We start from the raw sequence: 15,991 nt of genomic DNA on the forward strand, positions 1-15,991 counted from the left end.
GAAGAAAGGACGCTCCCTTGGCTGAAGGCAAGAAGCTCGTCATTGTCGAGTCCCCGACGAAGATGCGGTCGATTCAGGGATACCTCGGCGATGGATATGAGGTGCTCAGCTCCGTCGGCCACATCCGCGACCTCGCAGACAAGAAGGACATCCCCGCCGCCGACAAGCAGGCGTACGGGAAGTACTCGATCGACGTCGACAACGACTTCGACCCCTACTACGTCGTGTCCGATCGCAAGACGAAGACCGTCGCCGAGCTCAAGCGTGCGCTCAAGACCGCTGACGAGCTCCTGCTCGCCACTGATGAGGACCGCGAAGGCGAGGCCATCGCCTGGCACCTGCTCGAGACGCTGAAGCCGAAGGTCCCCGTCAAGCGCATGGTCTTCCACGAGATCACGAAGGACGCGATCCAGGCGGCCATCGGCAACACCCGTGAACTCGACACCGACCTCGTCGACGCACAGGAGACCCGCCGCATCCTCGACCGGCTGTACGGCTGGGACGTCTCGCCCGTGCTCTGGTACAAGGTCAAGACGGGCCTGTCGGCCGGACGCGTGCAGTCCGCAGCCACCCGCATGATCGTCGAGCGAGAGCGCGAGCGCATGGCGTTCGTGTCGGCCGAGTACTGGGATGTCGAGGCGCTCGCCTCGTCCTCCTCGGGCTTCAAGGTCCGCCTGGTCCGCGTCGACGGTGGCCAGCTCGCCCGAGGCACCGACTTCGACGACGACGGAAAGCTCAAGAAGGCCGTCGTCATCCTCGACGAGAAGAAGGCCGCAGCTCTTGCCTCGGCCGTGGATTCCGCCGGAGCCGGTCAGGTCACCAAGGTCGAGGCGAAGCCCGGAACCCGCAGCCCATACGCGCCGTTCACCACCTCCACGATGCAGCAGGAGGCCGGCCGCAAGCTCTCGATGAGCGCCAAGCAGGCGATGAGCGTCGCCCAGCGGCTGTACGAAAAGGGCTACATCACCTATATGCGTACCGACTCCGTGGCGCTGAGCACCCAGGCGGTGCAGGCGGCCCGCAGTCAGGCCGTCGCGCTCTACGGCGACACCGCGGTGCCGCTCAAGCCTCGCGCCTACAAGTCGAAGAGCAAGAACGCGCAGGAGGCGCACGAGGCGATCCGTCCCTCGGGCGAGAACTTCCGCACGCCGAAGTCGGTCGCCTCGGAGCTCGACCGCGAGGAGCACCGCCTCTACGACCTGATCTGGAAGCGCACCGTCGCCAGCCAGATGGCCGACGCGAAGTACGAGACCACGACCGTCACGATCGCGGTGGATGCAGCCGGGCAGAACGCCGAGTTCACCGCGTCGGGCACCGTGTACACCTTCAAGGGCTTCCTCGAGGCCTACGAAGAGGGTCGCGACGAGAAGCGCAACGACAAGGATGCCGACGAGAACCAGTCGCTCCCGGTCGTCGCGGTCGGCGACGAGCTGCGCATGTCGGACGCCGAGGCCAAGGGCCACCGCACGACCCCGAAGCCGCGATTCACCGAGGCGTCGCTGGTCAAGGCGCTCGAGGAGCACGGCATCGGCCGCCCCTCGACGTTCGCCAGCATCATCGGCACGGTGATCGACCGAGGCTACGCGACCAAGCGCGGACAGGCTCTGGTTCCGACCTGGCTCGCCTTCAGCGTCGTGCGCCTCCTCGAAGAGCACTTCGCCACCCTGATCGACTACGACTTCACCGCCGCACTCGAAGACGACCTCGACGCGATCGCCCGAGGCGAGCAGAAGCGCGTCGAGTGGCTGCGTTCCTTCTATTACGGCTCTGATTCGCACGTCGGCCTCCGCCAGACCGTCGACAACCTCGGCGAGATCGATGCGCGTGCGCTCAACTCCACGCCCATCACCGACACCGCCACGCTGCGCTTCGGCAAGTACGGTCCCTACCTCGAGGTCGCGAACCCCGAGGCTCCAGACGAGAAGCCGCGCATCGTGAACGTGCCCGAAGATCTGGCGCCGGACGAACTGACCGCGGCCAAGGCGCAGGAGCTCATCGATGCGCCGGTCGCCGGTGACCGAGTGCTGGGAACCAACCCCGACAACGGCAAGATCGTCGTCGTCAAGGACGGACGCTTCGGGCCCTACGTGCAGGAGAACGATCCGGTGTCCGAGGACGCCGCCGTCGATGAGGCGACCGGTGAGGTCGTCGAGGCTCCCAAGCCCAAGCGGGGAGCGAAGAAGCCTGCGGCGCCCAAGCAGCGCACCGCCTCGCTGTTCCGTTCGATGTCGGTCGACACGATCGACCTCGACACCGCCCTGCAGCTGCTCAGCCTGCCGCGCGTCGTCGGTGCCGACCCCGAGAGCGGCGAGGAGATCACTGCCCAGAACGGCCGGTTCGGTCCGTACTTGAAGAAGGGCGCGGACTCCCGCTCGCTCGAGAGCGAGTCGGAGATCTTCGACGTGACGCTCGAGAAGGCGCTCGAGATCTACGCGCAGCCGAAGTACGGCGCCGGATCCCGCCGTGCGTCGAGCGCGCTCGCCGAGTTCGAGGCCGACCCCGTCAGCAACAAGCCGATCCGCATCCGCGACGGGCGCTTCGGCGCCTATGTCACGGACGGCGAGACGAATGTGACGATCCCCCGTGGGCAGAAGGTCGAGGACATCACCTTCGAGATCGCTGTGCAGATGCTCGCCGACAAGCGCGCGAAGGGTCCGGCTCCCAAACGCGGTGCGGCCAAGAAGGCACCGGCCAAGAAGCCCGCCGCGAAGAAGCCGGCAGCCAAGAAGCCCGCCGCCAAGAAGCCGGCGGCGAAGAAGGCTCCGGCCAAGACGACGGCGACGGATGCCGAGAAGGCCGCCGCACGGTCCGCGGCAGCCAAGAAGGCCGCGGCGACCCGCGCCGCCAACGCCGCGAAGAAGGCCGGTTCGTGACGTCAGGCCCAGGAATCTGGATCACCCTCGAGGGCGGAGACGGATCGGGGAAGACCACGCAGTCGAACCTCCTCGCCCAGTGGATGACGGATGAAGGGCGAACCGTCGTGCGCACCCGCGAACCGGGTGGGTCCGAGGTCGGTCAGCTGATCCGCGACATCGTGCTGCACCACCGAGGCGATATCGCTCCGCGCGCCGAGGCTCTTCTTTACGCCGCCGACCGCGCGCACCACGTCGCAACGGTCGTCCGGCCTGCTCTCGCCCGCGGCGAGGTCGTGCTGCAGGACCGCTATCTCGACTCATCCGTCGCCTACCAGGGTGCAGGGCGTGTGCTCGACGGCGAAGAGATCCGCAACCTGTCGCTGTGGGCCGCTGAGGGCGCACTGCCCGACCTCACCGTGCTGCTCGACCTCGACCCCGAGTCGGCTCGCGTGCGACTCGATTCGGCTGACAAGCCCTTCGACAGGCTCGAGGCCGAGAAGACCGAGTTCCACGCCCGGGTCCGCGACGCCTACCTCGCTCTGGCGCGCGCCGAACCGGAACGGTTCCTGGTCATCGACGCCGCAGCGGCGCCCGAGGGCATCGCCGCGCAGATCCGCGAGCGGGTCGCGACGCTGATCGGCTGAGCCGCCCGCCCGCCGGCACGCGCGCCTGCCTGCCTGCCTGCCTGCCTTCCCGCACGGCACGCCGCCTTCCTCGGGCCGACCCCGCGCATCCGGCGGCGGTCGCCGCGCACGTCGGTGCTCCCGATTAGGCTGAGGACATGCCCCAGACTGTCGCCGCCCCTTTCCCGTGGGCCGATGTGTGGGGGCAGGATGCCGCGGTCGACACTCTGCGCAACGCCGCATCCGATCCTTCCGCGCTGTCGCACGCCTGGCTCATCACCGGCCCTCCCGGGTCGGGGCGCTCCACGCTCGCGCACGCCTTCGCCGCTGCGCTCGTAGCGGATCACCCCGATGACGAGGCAGCGATGCGTCAGGTCCTCGCGGGAACGCATCCCGACGTGACCGCATTGCGCACCGACAAGGTCATCATCACGATCGCGGAGGCTCGTGCACTCGTCGAGCGCTCGTATTTCGCGCCGTCGACCGGCCGCTATCGCGTGATCGTGGTCGAAGACGCCGACCGCATGGTCGAGCGCACCTCCAACGTGCTGCTGAAGGCTCTCGAAGAGCCGCCCGAGCAGACGGTCTGGATACTCTGCGCCCCGAGCGAAGCCGACCTGCTGCCGACGATCCGCTCACGGGTGCGCTCGCTGCGCCTGCGCGAGCCCGACGTCGCAGACGTGGCGCGTCTGATCACCCTCCGCACGGGGGTCGACGAGGGCATCGCCGAGCAGGCCGCCCGTCATGCGCAACGGCACATCGGCATGGCCCAGCGCCTCGCCACCGATGAGGCTGCCCGTCGCCGCCGCGACGAGACCCTGCGGTCGGTGCTGGGGGTTCGCGGTGTCAGCGACGCCGTCGAGGTCGCCGGCCGCATCATCCAGGCCGCCACGGACGACGCCAAGGCGCTCACCGCCGAGCGCGACGCCGCCGAGCGTGCATCTCTGCTCCGGATGGTCGGCATCGCCGAGGGGCAGGCCGTTCCTCCGGCTCTGCGTACACAGATCTCCGCGCTGGAGGACGACCAGAAGAAGCGTGCGACCCGAAGCCTGCGCGACGGCATCGACAGGGTGCTCACCGATCTGCAGTCGCTGTTCCGCGATGTCGTCATGCTGCAGTTCGGCAGAGACGACGAGCTGATCAATCGCGAGCTTCGCGAAGACCTGGCCGCGCTGGCAGCGGCCTGGCCCGAGACCCGTACTCTTGTCGTACTCGACCACCTTGCCGACACACGCCAGTCGCTGGAGCGCAACGTCGCACCGCTGCTCGCCCTCGAGAGCTTGCTCGTGACTGTCACGAGCGGGAGGACACCGTGAACAATCGACCGACTTCCCGCTTCCGACGTGCCGTCGCCGTGATCGCCGGCCTCGCCGCAGCCTCGGTCGCACTCTCCGGGTGCCTGTACTCGATGATCCCCGAGCAGGCCGCGCCGAAGCCCTCCACCACGAACGCGCCGGACACCGAGGGCGTGTCAGAAGACCTGCTGCCGTTCTACGGGCAGACGCTCACCTGGAGCGAGTGCGGCACCGGGTTCGACTGCACCGACGTGACCGCACCGCTCGACTGGGAGAACCCGGGCGAGGGCGAGATCACCCTCTCCGTCGTGCGCCATCAGGCGACGGGGACGTCCCAGGGGTCACTGCTGACGAACCCCGGTGGCCCCGGCGCCAGCGGTGTCGAGCTCATCCGTGACAGCCTCGACTTCGCGGTCGGCGCCGATCTCATCGACAACTACGACGTGATCGGATTCGATCCCCGCGGCGTCGGAGAGTCGACAGCCGTGACCTGCTTCGATGCTGCCGGCATGGACGACTACCTCTACACGATCCCCGCAGGGAAGCGGGGAAGCGCGGAATGGGAGGCCGAGCTGCTCGAGGCGCACAAGGAGTTCGCCGATGCGTGCGAGGCGAACAGCGGCGGCATCCTGCCCTACGTCACCACGATCAATGCCGCACGTGACATGGATCTGATCCGCGCTGTGCTCGGCGACAAGGAGCTGAACTACATCGGCTACTCGTATGGCACGTTCCTCGGGGCGACCTACGCCGAGCTGTACCCCGACAAGGCGGGACGGCTCGTGCTCGACGGTGCGATCGACCCGGCCGTCTCCGGGCTCGATGTCGGCGCGACCCAGGCGCTCGGATTCGAATCGGCTCTCCGCGCGTACATGCAGAACTGCCTCGACTCGGGCGAGTGCCCGTTCAACGGCACGGTCGATGAGGCCATGGCCGACCTCGGGGCGCTCCTGGCAAGCGTCGACGCGAATCCGCTCGAGAACGGCGACGGACGCATGCTCGGGGCGGACGCGCTGATGACCGGCATCATCGCGGCCCTGTATTCGGCAGACAGCTGGCAGTACCTCACGCAGGCGCTCGACGAGGCTCTGCAGGGTGACCCGACGACGGCATTCTTCCTCGCCGACTTCTACAACGGACGCGAGAACGGCACCTATCTCGACAACTCGAGCGAAGCGTTCCGCGCCTACAACTGCATGGACTATCCGGTCGAAGACGACCCGGCGGCCGAGGCTGCCACCGAGAAGAAGATCGCCGACGGCGCGCCGACCATCGCTCCCTACTGGAGCGGTCCCGACTCCTGCTCGGTGTGGCCCTACCCGCCGACCGGCATGCGTGGCGAGATCAACGCCGAGGGCGCAGGGCCGATCCTCGTCGTCGGCACGACCAACGACCCGGCGACGCCGTACGAGTGGTCGGAGTCGCTCGCTGCGCAGCTCGAAGAGGGCGTACTGATCACCCGTGCGGGCGAAGGTCACACCGGATACAACAAGGGCAACACGTGCGTCGACGACGCTGTCGAGGCGTTCCTCCTCGACGATGTCGTGCCCGAGGGCGACGTCCGCTGCGAGTGATCGGGGCTCGATTCGCGGTGCGGCTCCGGAACGGGTAATATCGATGATCGCGCCGCTTTAGCTCAGTCGGCAGAGCATTTCACTCGTAATGAAAAGGTCGTCAGTTCGATTCTGACAAGCGGCTCCAGCAGGCCCCGTGATGTGAACACATCTCGGGGCCTTTTGGTTTCCTGCCTTGGGGCCACCGGCGGGGCGGCGTACTCTCAGATCATGAGCAGAGCACTTCTGATCGTCGATGTGCAGAACGACTTCACCGAGGGCGGTGCATTGGCCGTCGACGGCGGTGATGCCGTGGCATCCGCTGTCTCCGCCTTCCTGGCCGCACACGCGGCCGAGTACGACGTCATCGTCGCGTCGCGCGACTGGCACGACGCAGAGGGCGACAACGGCGGCCACTTCGGAGAGGCGCCGGACTTCGTCGACACGTGGCCCGTGCACTGCGTCGCAGGCACGCCCGGTGCCGACTACGACCCGCTGCTGGTGACCGATGTCGTCACGCATCATGTGCACAAGGGGCAGGGACGCCCCGCCTACTCGATGTTCGAGGGTGCGACCGAATCGGGCGAGACCGTCGGCGCGATCCTCACAGCGGCGGGTGTCCTGACGGCCGATGTCGTGGGCATCGCCACAGACCACTGTGTGCGGGCCACTGCGCTCGACGCCGTGGCGCACGGGGTCCGGGTGCGCATCTTCACCGATCTGATCGCGGGTGTCGCACCAGAGCCGAGTGCGGCGGCCCTCGCAGAACTCGCTCATGCGGGTGCCGAGCTCGTCGAGAGCGACGCTGCGTGACCCGCAGCGTCCTGCTGCTGCGAGCGGTCAACGTCTCGGGTCGCAACCGGGTGCCGATGGCTCAGCTGCGCGAGGTGCTCGCTCCGGTGCTGGGTGAGGTGTCGACCTACATCGCGAGTGGGAACATCGTGTGTGAGCATCCGGACGACCCGAGGTCCGCATGTGCGGACGTCCGCGCGCTGATCGTCCGCGAGTTCGACGTCGACACCCCGGTGATCCTGCGCACGCACGACGATCTCGTCCATGCCCTCGATGCGCACCCGTTCGTCGGCGCGTCGGAGAAGCTGCTGCACGCGATGTTCCTCGAGGCGCCGGCAGCGCCCGGGGCCGTCGAGGCGCTGCAGGAGCGGCTCGTGCCGGGGGAGCGGATCGCGCTGGTCGGCGACGATCTGTGGATCGACTACGCCGAGGGCGGTGTGCACAGCACGAGGCTCACCAAGGCCGTCCTCGATCGTGCGCTCGGGGTCGCAGGCACGGCGCGCAACCTCCGCACGATCCGGAAGCTCGCAGAGCTGACCGCATGAACGGGCCGGAGCCGTTCGTGATGACCCTGCCCTTCACGGGGCGGTGGATGGTCCAGAACAGCCCGGCGTCGCGCGTCCCCAGTCACGGCACGGAGCTGTTCGGCAGTTCGCACGCGATCGACTTCGTGCCGGTCGATGCACGCGGTCGCAGCGCACCTCGCAGTCTCGGTAGCATCTTCGGAACCGAGCCCGCCTCGGCGTTCGTCGGCTTCGGGCGTCCGATCCTCGCGCCCGTGTCGGGCGAGGTGGTGCGGGTCCACGATGGGGAAGACGACCACGTCGCCCGTCGATCGATCGGAGCGCAGCTGAGATACGCGCTGACACAGAGATCGCGTGTGCTCGCGGGTGCACCGGCGATCGCCGGAAACCACGTCGTCATCCGTCGCGACGGTGCTCTCGTGCTGCTCGCTCATCTGAGGGCCGGGAGCGTGCGTCTCCGGCTCGGCGACCGAGTCTCGATGGGGGAGATGATCGGCGAATGCGGCAATTCGGGGAACAGCACCGAACCGCATCTGCACCTCCAGGTCTCGGACTCGGTCGAGCAGGACGGGCGCGGAATCCCGCTCGCCTTCGTCCGCGAGGGGACGCAGACCTGGGTGCCGCGGAACGGCGAGATCGTCGCCGCCTGATCGGGCGGTCAATCCGAGGTCTCGCGGCTGATCGCGGCGGGAGGCGTCAGCGGGTGCGCCTGCAGGTCGACGCGATGCGTGCCGCAGTCGGCGCAGCGGACGTACACGACGACGCCCTCGCTGGTCGGATGCCGTGAGTCCGCGAGCCAGGCGTGCTCGTGCGCGGTGGTGGTCTGACGGGGGATGGACAGGGTGTGCAACGTGGTCATGCATCCAGCGTGATGTAATGGCCTTATGCATCTCAACCCTTACGGCGAGTATGCGGTTCTCCTGGCCGCATCCCTCGCCGATGACTTCCCCGTCGATCGTGCGGGCATCGAGGAGCGCACCCTCGAGATGGGCATGACGATGACGTTCCCGCCCGCCCCCGACGACCACGCACGGGTCCGCGAGGTCATCGACGACTGGCTGCGGGTCGTCGATGCGGCGGATCCGGATGCTCGTGCCGAGATCCTCAACGCGCAGATGGTCGACGCTGCGGCATACCCGCGCCTGACGAACCACGACGGCGAAGGCTGGCACCTGCACTATCGCGACGACGTGAGATCTCTGCCGTACGTGCTGCGGGCCGTCTTCGCCGTCGGCACGTCGCTGCACCTCGTCACGCGTGGCATGGATCGACTGGGCCGCTGCGCTGCCTCACCCTGCACGAACGTGGTCGTCGATGTGACTCGCAACGGTCGGCAGCGGTTCTGCTCGGTGCGCTGCGCGAACAGAGCGGCGGTCCGGCGTCACAGGGCGCGCGCTGGCGCCTGACGCCGGACCGCCGGGTGTTCGGATTCAGATCACGCGGTCTGCCCCGCGTGCCGCCCCTCGGCGACTTCTTCGATCAGCTTCGCGTTGAAAGCGGGGAGATCGTCGGGAGTGCGGCTGGACACGAGGCCCTCGTCGACCACCACTTCCTCGTCGACCCAGGTGGCTCCGGCGTTGCGGAGGTCGGTCGCGAGGCTCGGGTAGCTGGTGAGCGTGCGTCCGTCGACGACGCCGGCCTCGATCAGGATCCAGGCGCCGTGGCAGATGACCGCGACGGGTTTGTGCTGCTCGAAGAACGAGCGAGCGAGGTCGATCGATGCCTTGTCGAGCCGCAGGTGGTCGGCGTTCACGACGCCGCCCGGAAGCACGAGAGCGTCGAACTCGTCGGCCTTCGCGGTCTCGGAGGTGAGGTCGACGTGCTGCACGTGACCGTTCTTTCCAGTGATCTGCTGTCCGTCCGGTGCGATGAGCGTGGCGCTCGCGCCCTCGCCCTGCACCGCTTCCCACGGACTGGTCAGCTCGCTGTCCTCGAATCCGTCTGTCGCGAGAAATGCCACTCGGCTGTCGGTGAGAGTCGCCATGATGCGTCCTTTCGTGGGGTGAGTGTCCCGGATGGGGACGCCACGACTCTCTCGCAGGGTGCCGACGTACTGAAGGGGGTGGCCGGATCCGGCCGACGGTGATAAACGGTGGGCCCCGTGGGGCTCGAACCCACGACCCGCGGATTAAAAGTCCGATGCTCTGCCAACTGAGCTAGAGGCCCGCCCCTCCAGTCTAGGGCGCAAAGAAGGAGCCGCTGACGACGTGTCGTCAACGGCTCCTTCTCCATCCCACCGACCTCCCCCGAGAGGTGAGATGGCTTACCGAGTGTCCGCCTCGGCGTTCCCTTGCCTTACTCGGCCGGGGGCATCAGGACCGTGTCGATGAGGTACACGGTCGCGTTCGCGGTCTGGACTCCACCGCAGATGACGGTGGCGTCGTTGACCATCAGGTCGTCGCCGCTGCCGGTGACCTCGAGGTCGGCACCCTGGACGGTGGTGTGCATGCCGGCGATCTCGTCGGGAGCGACCTGGCCGGGGACCACGTGGTACGTCAGGATCGAGCTCAGCGTGGCGCTGTCGGTCTTGAGTGCCTCGATGGTGGCCGGGTCGATCTTCGCGAAGGCGTCATCGACGGGTGCGAAGACGGTGAACTCGTCGCCGTTCAGCGTGTCGACGAGGTTGACGTCGGGGTTCAGCTGTCCGCTGACTGCGGCCACGAGCGTGGTGAGCAGCGGGTTGTTGGATGCTGCGGTGGCGACCGGGTCGAGAGACATGCCCTCGACGGATCCTGCGCCGTCCGGAACAGCCTCTGCGTATGCGGCGCAGCCGGGGCCGACCAGGTTCGCGGCCGGGTCCATCGTCTCGGTCTCGGGAGCCATCGTCTCGGACGACTCGGGGGCCGTCGACTCTGCCGGCTCTTCGGTGGTGCCGCCCATGGAACATGCGGAGAGCAGGAATGCGCTCGCAAGGCCGAGGGTGATGGCTGCGGTGACCTTCTTCTTGGTGCTGAACATCTCAAGCTCCTTCAGAACACTGCCACGGCCTCTCCGTGGCGTTGACAGTCGTTCGGAGCCCCTCGGGGATCGGATGGGAGAAATCGCAAAGAAATTTTCCGCGCTGCCGATTCCAATCCGTTTCGGGGGTCCGCGGCGAACAGGTTTCGACGAAGAACACTTAAGAGGACTCGTTTCCGTCACTTTTGGGTGGCGGCTGCACGGGAAAGCGGGGTGGATGCGGCATGCTGGTAGAGATGGTCATCGACGGAATGGACGTACCCGAAGACGGTACGGCTCGGGATGCTGTCGCTGACCTGCTCGTTCGCATCGGCGACGGTGACCAGCGCGCGTTCGCGGAGCTCTACGACACTCTTTCTTCCCGCGTCTTCGGCCTCATTCTCAGGGTCCTCGTGAACCGCTCACAGAGCGAAGAGGTGCTCCAGGAAGTCTTCTTGGAGATCTGGCAATCCGCTACGAAGTTCGCTCCGAACAAGGGGCAGGGAAGAACCTGGGTGATGACGATCGCGCACCGTCGTGCGGTCGACCGGGTTCGGGCGTCCCAGTCCAGCGCGGACCGAGACGTACGAGCCGGGTTCAGAGACATCGGAGTCGCGCACGACAGTGTCGCGGAGACGGTGGAACTGGGCATCGAGGGCGAGAAGGTCGTACACGCGCTCTCCGGTCTTCCTGAGGCGCAGCGCGAAGCTCTCGTTCTGGCCTATTACGGCGGTTACAGTCAGAACGAAGTGGCTGTGCTCGTGGGAGCACCGCTGGGGACGATCAAAACACGGATGCGGGATGGGCTCTCGAGACTGAGGACAGCTATGGGGGTGACGGCATGAACGAGCAGGAATTCGCAGAACTCGCGGCAGGAGCAGCGCTCGACGCGCTGTCGCCCGATGATCAGCAGCGGTATCACGCCGCCCTCGCAGCGCACCCGGAATGGCAGCGCATCGTGGATGCCGACGCCGACAGTGCGGGCTTCCTCGCCGAGGGCGTGACGCGGGCCGCCCCCTCGCCCGACATCCGCGCCGCCCTGCTCGCACGCATCGCCGTCACCCCCCAGAACGGTGACGTCGTCCTCACGCACTCGACGTCCGACGGCACGCCTGACGAGACGGCGGATGCTGCACCGGCGACCGACTCAGCCCCCGCCGCACGCGGTGGAGACGACACCCCGAAGGCTCCCGCGCACCGCCTCCGCTTCCTCTTCGCCCTCGCTGCATGCCTCGCGCTGCTCGTGGGTGTGGGGGCAGGCGCGGTCGCGATCAACACCTACATCAACCGACCGGCGAGTGTCGTCGCGCTCGAGGACATCCAGGCGGCGGGCGACGCTCAGCAGGCCAGCGTGTCGCTCGAGAGCGGGGGCACTGCCACCGCGCACTGGTCCGCGTCGCTCGGCAAGTCCGTGCTCGTGACCGACGGCATCCCGTCGCTCGCCGAGGGTGAGACGTACGAGCTCTGGTACGTGCGTGGCGACACTCCGGTGTCGGCAGGTGTGTTCGCGGCAGACGGCGGCGAAGCGACAGCGGTGCTCGCCGGGGAGATGCATGCGGGCGATGTGATCGCCGTCACGGTGGAGCAGGACGGAGGCTCGCCCTCGGGTCTGCCGACGTCCGATCCCGTCGTCGTGATCCCGACGGCCTGATCCCTCGGATCGCGCGTACCCTGGACTGATGCCTGAGCAGTTCTCCCGTCCGGTGCGCCGGCCCACCAGCGCCTTCGACAACATCGTGGGCAGTCACGATCCCGCCGAGGAGACACGCGTCGCACATGCGACCGCATCCGCTCTGCTGACCCGTGTGCGCGCCGACGAGAGCGGCGTGAGCGCCGACCGGCTCGTCGCCTTCACCGACGAGCACGGCATCGACGAGATCGCCGAGCTCTGGTCGAAGGCGCCGGCTCGCACGCTGCCGGGCGCGCTGTGGCGGCTGTACATCCTGCAGCTGGCTATCCACGGCGATCCGCAGACTGCGGCCCTGCTGTACGAGCGGGGCAGGGTGGAGCTCGCATCCGTGGATGCCGTGATCGCCGGAGCGCCGGTGCCGGCGAACCCCGAAGAGCTCGTCGCCCTCATCGACACGATCCTCCGCGGGGCGTTCCGCGGCGACTTCGCCGTGGCGCTCGACAGGGCGGCGGCGTTCTGCCGCGTGCAGGCATCCGGTGCGACGCACACCGCCGACGACTACGAGCCGACCGAGCCGTCGCGCGCCAGCGAACTCACCACCCGCGCCCTGCGGCTGAGCAGCTACGCGCAGGACCTGTCGGCCTCAGCAACGCTCTGGCGCACCGACGCCCTGGCCTGAACCCGCGATCGCACCGAGGTGATCTGCGCCCTGACATGAAAAGACCGGGCCGCAAAAACGCCTCTCGGCGGAAGGCCGCTCGCAGCGGCAAAAATTGGAGCCCGGGGTTATGCGGCCCGGCCACTCCAGTGTAACAAGATCACGCCGAAGCTATTCCCGGGCTCTAGGCTCGGATCATGACACGGCGCTTTGCTCTGATGATCGATCCTGAGGCGGCTGACGTCGACCGCTCCGACTTCGCAGACACGTTCACCCTCGTCGATGCCGCGGCTCCAGCACTGAGCGTGGGAGAGCTGAGCACGCAGCGCGGCGACGGCGTGTTCGAGTCGATCGGCGTGATCGACGGGCACGCGCAGGAGGTCGTGCCGCACCTCGAGCGTCTCGCGCACTCGGCGCAGCTGTGCGACCTGCCCATCCCGAATCAGGCGCAGTGGCATCAGGCCATCGAGCGTGCGGCCGCCCACTGCGAGCAGGGTGAGTACGTCATCAAGCTCATCCTCAGTCGTGGTGTCGAACACGGACCCACACCGACCGCCTGGGTCACGGCTGCGCCGGCATCCGACTTCTCAGGGGTGCGCGTGCGGGGAATCCGCGTCGTCACCCTCGACCGCGGGTACGACCTCGACGTCGCCGAGAAAGCACCGTGGCTGCTGCTCGGGGCGAAGACCCTCTCGTACGCCGTCAACATGGCGGCGCTTCGCGAGGCGCACCGACGCGGAGCCGACGACGCGATCTTCCTGTCGCGCGACGGCTTCGTGCTCGAGGCGCCGACCGCCTCACTGATCCTGCGCTTCGGCGACCGATTCGTGACGCCGGCCCCGAACGGCGGCATCCTGCACGGCACGACCCAGCTCAGCGTCTACGAGCACCTCACAGCGCGTGGATTCCTCGCGGAGTATGCCCAGGTGCCGGCATCAGACCTGCCGCGTGCCGATGCCGCCTGGCTCGTCTCGAGCGTCCGCCTCGCCGCCCCGATCACCGCCATTGACGGCGTCGAGCTGCCGGTCGATCACGCCCTCACCTCCGAGCTGAACGAGTACCTCCTCTCGCCCCGCGACTGAAACGACGAAACGCCGTGAGACCAGAAGATCTCACGGCGTTTCGAGCCTTCAGCTCCGAAGCCGTGCCCGCGCGAAGAGCGGAGGCTCAGATGGAGACGGAGGAGGGAGGACCGGATGCTTATCCGAAGCGACCCGAGACGTAGTCCTCGGTGGCCTGCACCGACGGGGTGGTGAACATCGTGCGCGTGTCGTCGTACTCGATGAGCTTGCCGGGCTTGCCGGTTCCGGCGATGTTGAAGAATGCGGTCCGGTCGGACACGCGGCTCGCCTGCTGCATGTTGTGCGTCACGATGACGACGGTGTACTCGGACTTGATCTCGGCGATGAGCTCCTCGATCGCGAAGGTCGAGATCGGGTCGAGCGCCGAGCAGGGCTCGTCCATGAGGATGACGTCGGGGGAGACGGCGATGGCACGCGCGATGCACAGACGCTGCTGCTGGCCGCCCGAGAGCCCGGAGCCGGGGCGGTCGAGGCGGTCCTTGACCTCGTTCCAGAGGTTGGCGCCGCGCAGCGACTTCTCGACGAGGGCATCCTGATCGCTCTTCGCCATGCGCGTGTTGTTGAGCTTCACGCCCGCGAGCACGTTCTCCTTGATCGACATGGTGGGGAACGGGTTCGGACGCTGGAAGACCATGCCGACCTGACGACGCACCAGCACGGGGTCGACGCCGGCGCCGTAGAGGTTCTTGCCGTCGATCAGCACCTCGCCCTCGACGCGTGCGCCGGGGATGACCTCGTGCATGCGGTTGAGGGTGCGCAGGAACGTGGACTTGCCACAGCCGGACGGTCCGATGAACGCCGTGACGGTGTTGGGCTTGATGTCGATGCTGACGCCTTCGACGGCGAGGAAGTCGCTGTAGTAGACGTTGAGGTCGTTGACTTCGATGCTCTTGGACACGTGTGATCCTTCTTCTTCAGTCGGGAAAGACGGCTCAGCGGCCGTTGATCTTGGGGGCGAACACCTTGGCGATGATCCTGGCCAGCAGGTTCAGCACCATCACGATGACGATCAGGGTGAGGGCCGCGGCCCAGGCCCGGTCGAGGTAGGCATCGACGGGGATGCCGGGGTACTTGGCCTGCATGTATGAGAACACGGGTAGCGTCGCCATCTGCCCGCTGAACATGTTCAGGTTCATGCCCTGCACGATGCCGACCGTGAGCAGCAGCGGCGCGGTCTCGCCGATCACGCGTGAGATCGCGAGCATGATGCTGGTCAGGATTCCGGCGATGGCGGTCGGCAGGACGACCTTGATGATCGTCAGCCACTTCGGAACGCCGAGCGCGTAGGCCGCCTCGCGGAGCTCGTTCGGAACGATGCGCAGGAGCTCTTCGGAGCCGCGGACGACGACCGGGATCATCAGCACCGAGAGGGCCAGCGAACCCATGATCCCCATCCGGGTGCCCGGTCCGACGATGAGCGCGAACACGGAATAGATGAAGAGACCGGCGACGATCGACGGGATGCCGGTCATGACGTCGACGAGGAAGGTGATGCCGCGGGCGAGCTTGCGACCCTCGCCGTACTCGACGAGGTAGATCGAGGTCATCAGGCCGATCGGCACCGAGATGATCGTCGCGCCGAGCGTGATCAGCAGCGTGCCGTAGATGGCATGGATCGCGCCGCCGCCCTCGCCCACGATGTTGCGCATCGAGAAGCTGAAGAACTCCCCGTCGAAGCGCATGAGGCCGTTGACGACCACGGTGTAGAGCAGCGAGATGAGGGGGAGGAGCGCGACCACGAATGCGCCGGAGACCAGCGCGGTCATGAGCCGGTCGATCGCGTGGCGGCGGCTCTCGACCACTGTCGAGATGACCATGATCAGCGCCATGTAGAACACGAGGCCGACGACGAGCGTGAGCGCGATGTTGAAGTCGGCCGGGTCGCCGCCCGCATTGACGAAGGCGAAGATCGTCGCCGACAGCACGAACGCGACCAGCAGGAGCGCCCACGGTGCCCACTTGGGCAGGTGGCCCGCCGAGGTGGTGTGCACCGGAGCGACGACGGACGAGGGAGACGGGGAGGGGGTGAGGGTGGCGGTCAT

General features: G+C 67.4%; 17 protein-coding genes and 2 tRNA genes. 13 read left to right on the top strand and 6 right to left on the bottom strand.

Annotated elements, in window-relative coordinates; all coding sequences use genetic code 11:
* The first annotated feature begins 17 nt into the window (after positions 1-17).
* From topA to ACLKOY_RS16350, 8 genes are all read left to right on the top strand, one after another.
* Complete coding sequence (gene topA, locus ACLKOY_RS16315) at positions 18-2,873, top strand: type I DNA topoisomerase (protein ID WP_436454569.1); 2,856 nt, start codon at positions 18-20, stop codon at positions 2,871-2,873.
* Positions 2,870-3,499, top strand: coding sequence for a dTMP kinase (tmk, locus tag ACLKOY_RS16320; protein WP_436454570.1), 630 nt, complete (start codon positions 2,870-2,872; stop codon positions 3,497-3,499). Before topA ends, tmk begins: the two co-directional genes overlap by 4 nt.
* Before the next feature lie 137 nt (positions 3,500-3,636).
* Positions 3,637-4,794, top strand: coding sequence for a DNA polymerase III subunit delta' (locus tag ACLKOY_RS16325; protein WP_436454571.1), 1,158 nt, complete (start codon positions 3,637-3,639; stop codon positions 4,792-4,794).
* Positions 4,791-6,347, top strand: coding sequence for an alpha/beta hydrolase (locus tag ACLKOY_RS16330; RefSeq protein WP_436454572.1), 1,557 nt, complete (start codon positions 4,791-4,793; stop codon positions 6,345-6,347). Before ACLKOY_RS16325 ends, ACLKOY_RS16330 begins: the two co-directional genes overlap by 4 nt.
* A gap of 51 nt (positions 6,348-6,398) precedes the next feature.
* Positions 6,399-6,474: transfer RNA gene (locus ACLKOY_RS16335), tRNA-Thr, on the top strand.
* 83 nt (positions 6,475-6,557) lie between these two features.
* Positions 6,558-7,139 carry an isochorismatase family protein gene (locus ACLKOY_RS16340; protein WP_436454573.1) on the top strand — a complete coding sequence of 194 codons (582 nt, stop codon included), beginning with the start codon at positions 6,558-6,560 and terminating at the stop codon, positions 7,137-7,139.
* Complete coding sequence (locus ACLKOY_RS16345; RefSeq protein WP_436454574.1) at positions 7,136-7,663, top strand: DUF1697 domain-containing protein; 528 nt, start codon at positions 7,136-7,138, stop codon at positions 7,661-7,663. The genes ACLKOY_RS16340 and ACLKOY_RS16345 overlap by 4 nt, the downstream gene beginning before the upstream one ends.
* Positions 7,660-8,292 (top strand): M23 family metallopeptidase, encoded by a 633-nt coding sequence (locus tag ACLKOY_RS16350; RefSeq protein ID WP_436454575.1) that lies wholly within the window; start codon positions 7,660-7,662, stop codon positions 8,290-8,292. Before ACLKOY_RS16345 ends, ACLKOY_RS16350 begins: the two co-directional genes overlap by 4 nt.
* Before the next feature lie 8 nt (positions 8,293-8,300).
* Here ACLKOY_RS16350 and ACLKOY_RS16355 read toward each other — a convergent pair whose 3' ends face one another.
* Positions 8,301-8,501 carry a hypothetical protein gene (locus ACLKOY_RS16355; protein WP_436454576.1) on the bottom strand — a complete coding sequence of 67 codons (201 nt, stop codon included), beginning with the start codon at positions 8,499-8,501 and terminating at the stop codon, positions 8,301-8,303.
* Positions 8,502-8,526: 25 nt separating this feature from the next.
* On the opposite strand from ACLKOY_RS16355, the gene ACLKOY_RS16360 reads away from it, so the two are divergent.
* A complete protein-coding gene (locus ACLKOY_RS16360; protein ID WP_436454577.1) occupies positions 8,527-9,048 on the top strand; it encodes a CGNR zinc finger domain-containing protein in 522 nt (173 codons plus the stop codon).
* A 29-nt stretch (positions 9,049-9,077) separates the two neighbouring features.
* Here ACLKOY_RS16360 and ACLKOY_RS16365 read toward each other — a convergent pair whose 3' ends face one another.
* The 3 genes from ACLKOY_RS16365 to ACLKOY_RS16375 all read right to left on the bottom strand — a co-directional run bounded on the left by ACLKOY_RS16365 (position 9,078) and on the right by ACLKOY_RS16375 (position 10,600).
* Positions 9,078-9,626, bottom strand: a complete 549-nt coding sequence (locus tag ACLKOY_RS16365; protein WP_290159376.1) for a type 1 glutamine amidotransferase domain-containing protein — start codon at positions 9,624-9,626, stop codon at positions 9,078-9,080.
* Between the two features lie 109 nt (positions 9,627-9,735).
* A tRNA-Lys gene (locus ACLKOY_RS16370) sits at positions 9,736-9,808 on the bottom strand.
* A 129-nt stretch (positions 9,809-9,937) separates the two neighbouring features.
* A complete protein-coding gene (locus ACLKOY_RS16375; RefSeq protein ID WP_042539725.1) occupies positions 9,938-10,600 on the bottom strand; it encodes a fasciclin domain-containing protein in 663 nt (220 codons plus the stop codon).
* A 224-nt stretch (positions 10,601-10,824) separates the two neighbouring features.
* On the opposite strand from ACLKOY_RS16375, the gene sigK reads away from it, so the two are divergent.
* The 4 genes from sigK to ACLKOY_RS16395 all read left to right on the top strand — a co-directional run bounded on the left by sigK (position 10,825) and on the right by ACLKOY_RS16395 (position 13,949).
* Positions 10,825-11,424, top strand: coding sequence for an ECF RNA polymerase sigma factor SigK (sigK, locus tag ACLKOY_RS16380; RefSeq protein WP_436454578.1), 600 nt, complete (start codon positions 10,825-10,827; stop codon positions 11,422-11,424).
* Positions 11,421-12,230: an anti-sigma factor domain-containing protein gene (locus ACLKOY_RS16385; protein ID WP_436454579.1), complete on the top strand. Its 810-nt coding sequence runs from the start codon at positions 11,421-11,423 to the stop codon at positions 12,228-12,230. Before sigK ends, ACLKOY_RS16385 begins: the two co-directional genes overlap by 4 nt.
* A 28-nt stretch (positions 12,231-12,258) precedes the next feature.
* The gene (locus tag ACLKOY_RS16390) at positions 12,259-12,888 is read left to right on the top strand and encodes a DNA-directed RNA polymerase subunit beta (protein ID WP_436454580.1); all 630 of its coding nucleotides are present in this window, start codon (positions 12,259-12,261) and stop codon (positions 12,886-12,888) included.
* Positions 12,889-13,064: 176 nt separating this feature from the next.
* On the top strand, positions 13,065-13,949 hold the full coding sequence (locus tag ACLKOY_RS16395; RefSeq protein WP_436454581.1) for an aminodeoxychorismate lyase: 885 nt from the start codon (positions 13,065-13,067) through the stop codon (positions 13,947-13,949).
* A gap of 118 nt (positions 13,950-14,067) precedes the next feature.
* Here ACLKOY_RS16395 and pstB read toward each other — a convergent pair whose 3' ends face one another.
* Positions 14,068-14,847: a phosphate ABC transporter ATP-binding protein PstB gene (pstB, locus tag ACLKOY_RS16400; RefSeq protein ID WP_140037722.1), complete on the bottom strand. Its 780-nt coding sequence runs from the start codon at positions 14,845-14,847 to the stop codon at positions 14,068-14,070.
* Positions 14,848-14,881: 34 nt separating this feature from the next.
* The gene (pstA, locus tag ACLKOY_RS16405; RefSeq protein ID WP_436454582.1) at positions 14,882-15,991 is read right to left on the bottom strand and encodes a phosphate ABC transporter permease PstA; all 1,110 of its coding nucleotides are present in this window, start codon (positions 15,989-15,991) and stop codon (positions 14,882-14,884) included.

This window comes from Microbacterium sp. K2 (assembly GCF_051365005.1).
Lineage (GTDB): Bacteria > Actinomycetota > Actinomycetes > Actinomycetales > Microbacteriaceae > Microbacterium > Microbacterium foliorum_B.

What these genes read in the sequence shown, in the direction of transcription:
- ACLKOY_RS16385 (WP_436454579.1), top strand. Translation starts at nt 11,421, where the DNA reads ATGAACGAGCAGGAATTCGCAGAACTCGCGGCAGGAGCAGCGCTCGAC.
- pstA (WP_436454582.1), bottom strand. Translation starts at nt 15,991, where the DNA reads ATGACCGCCACCCTCACCCCCTCCCCGTCTCCCTCGTCCGTCGTCGCT.
- sigK (WP_436454578.1), top strand. Translation starts at nt 10,825, where the DNA reads ATGCTGGTAGAGATGGTCATCGACGGAATGGACGTACCCGAAGACGGT.
- ACLKOY_RS16365 (WP_290159376.1), bottom strand. Translation starts at nt 9,626, where the DNA reads ATGGCGACTCTCACCGACAGCCGAGTGGCATTTCTCGCGACAGACGGA.
- ACLKOY_RS16375 (WP_042539725.1), bottom strand. Translation starts at nt 10,600, where the DNA reads ATGTTCAGCACCAAGAAGAAGGTCACCGCAGCCATCACCCTCGGCCTT.
- ACLKOY_RS16340 (WP_436454573.1), top strand. Translation starts at nt 6,558, where the DNA reads ATGAGCAGAGCACTTCTGATCGTCGATGTGCAGAACGACTTCACCGAG.
- ACLKOY_RS16355 (WP_436454576.1), bottom strand. Translation starts at nt 8,501, where the DNA reads ATGACCACGTTGCACACCCTGTCCATCCCCCGTCAGACCACCACCGCG.
- ACLKOY_RS16360 (WP_436454577.1), top strand. Translation starts at nt 8,527, where the DNA reads ATGCATCTCAACCCTTACGGCGAGTATGCGGTTCTCCTGGCCGCATCC.
- ACLKOY_RS16390 (WP_436454580.1), top strand. Translation starts at nt 12,259, where the DNA reads ATGCCTGAGCAGTTCTCCCGTCCGGTGCGCCGGCCCACCAGCGCCTTC.
- ACLKOY_RS16395 (WP_436454581.1), top strand. Translation starts at nt 13,065, where the DNA reads ATGACACGGCGCTTTGCTCTGATGATCGATCCTGAGGCGGCTGACGTC.
- ACLKOY_RS16350 (WP_436454575.1), top strand. Translation starts at nt 7,660, where the DNA reads ATGAACGGGCCGGAGCCGTTCGTGATGACCCTGCCCTTCACGGGGCGG.
- ACLKOY_RS16325 (WP_436454571.1), top strand. Translation starts at nt 3,637, where the DNA reads ATGCCCCAGACTGTCGCCGCCCCTTTCCCGTGGGCCGATGTGTGGGGG.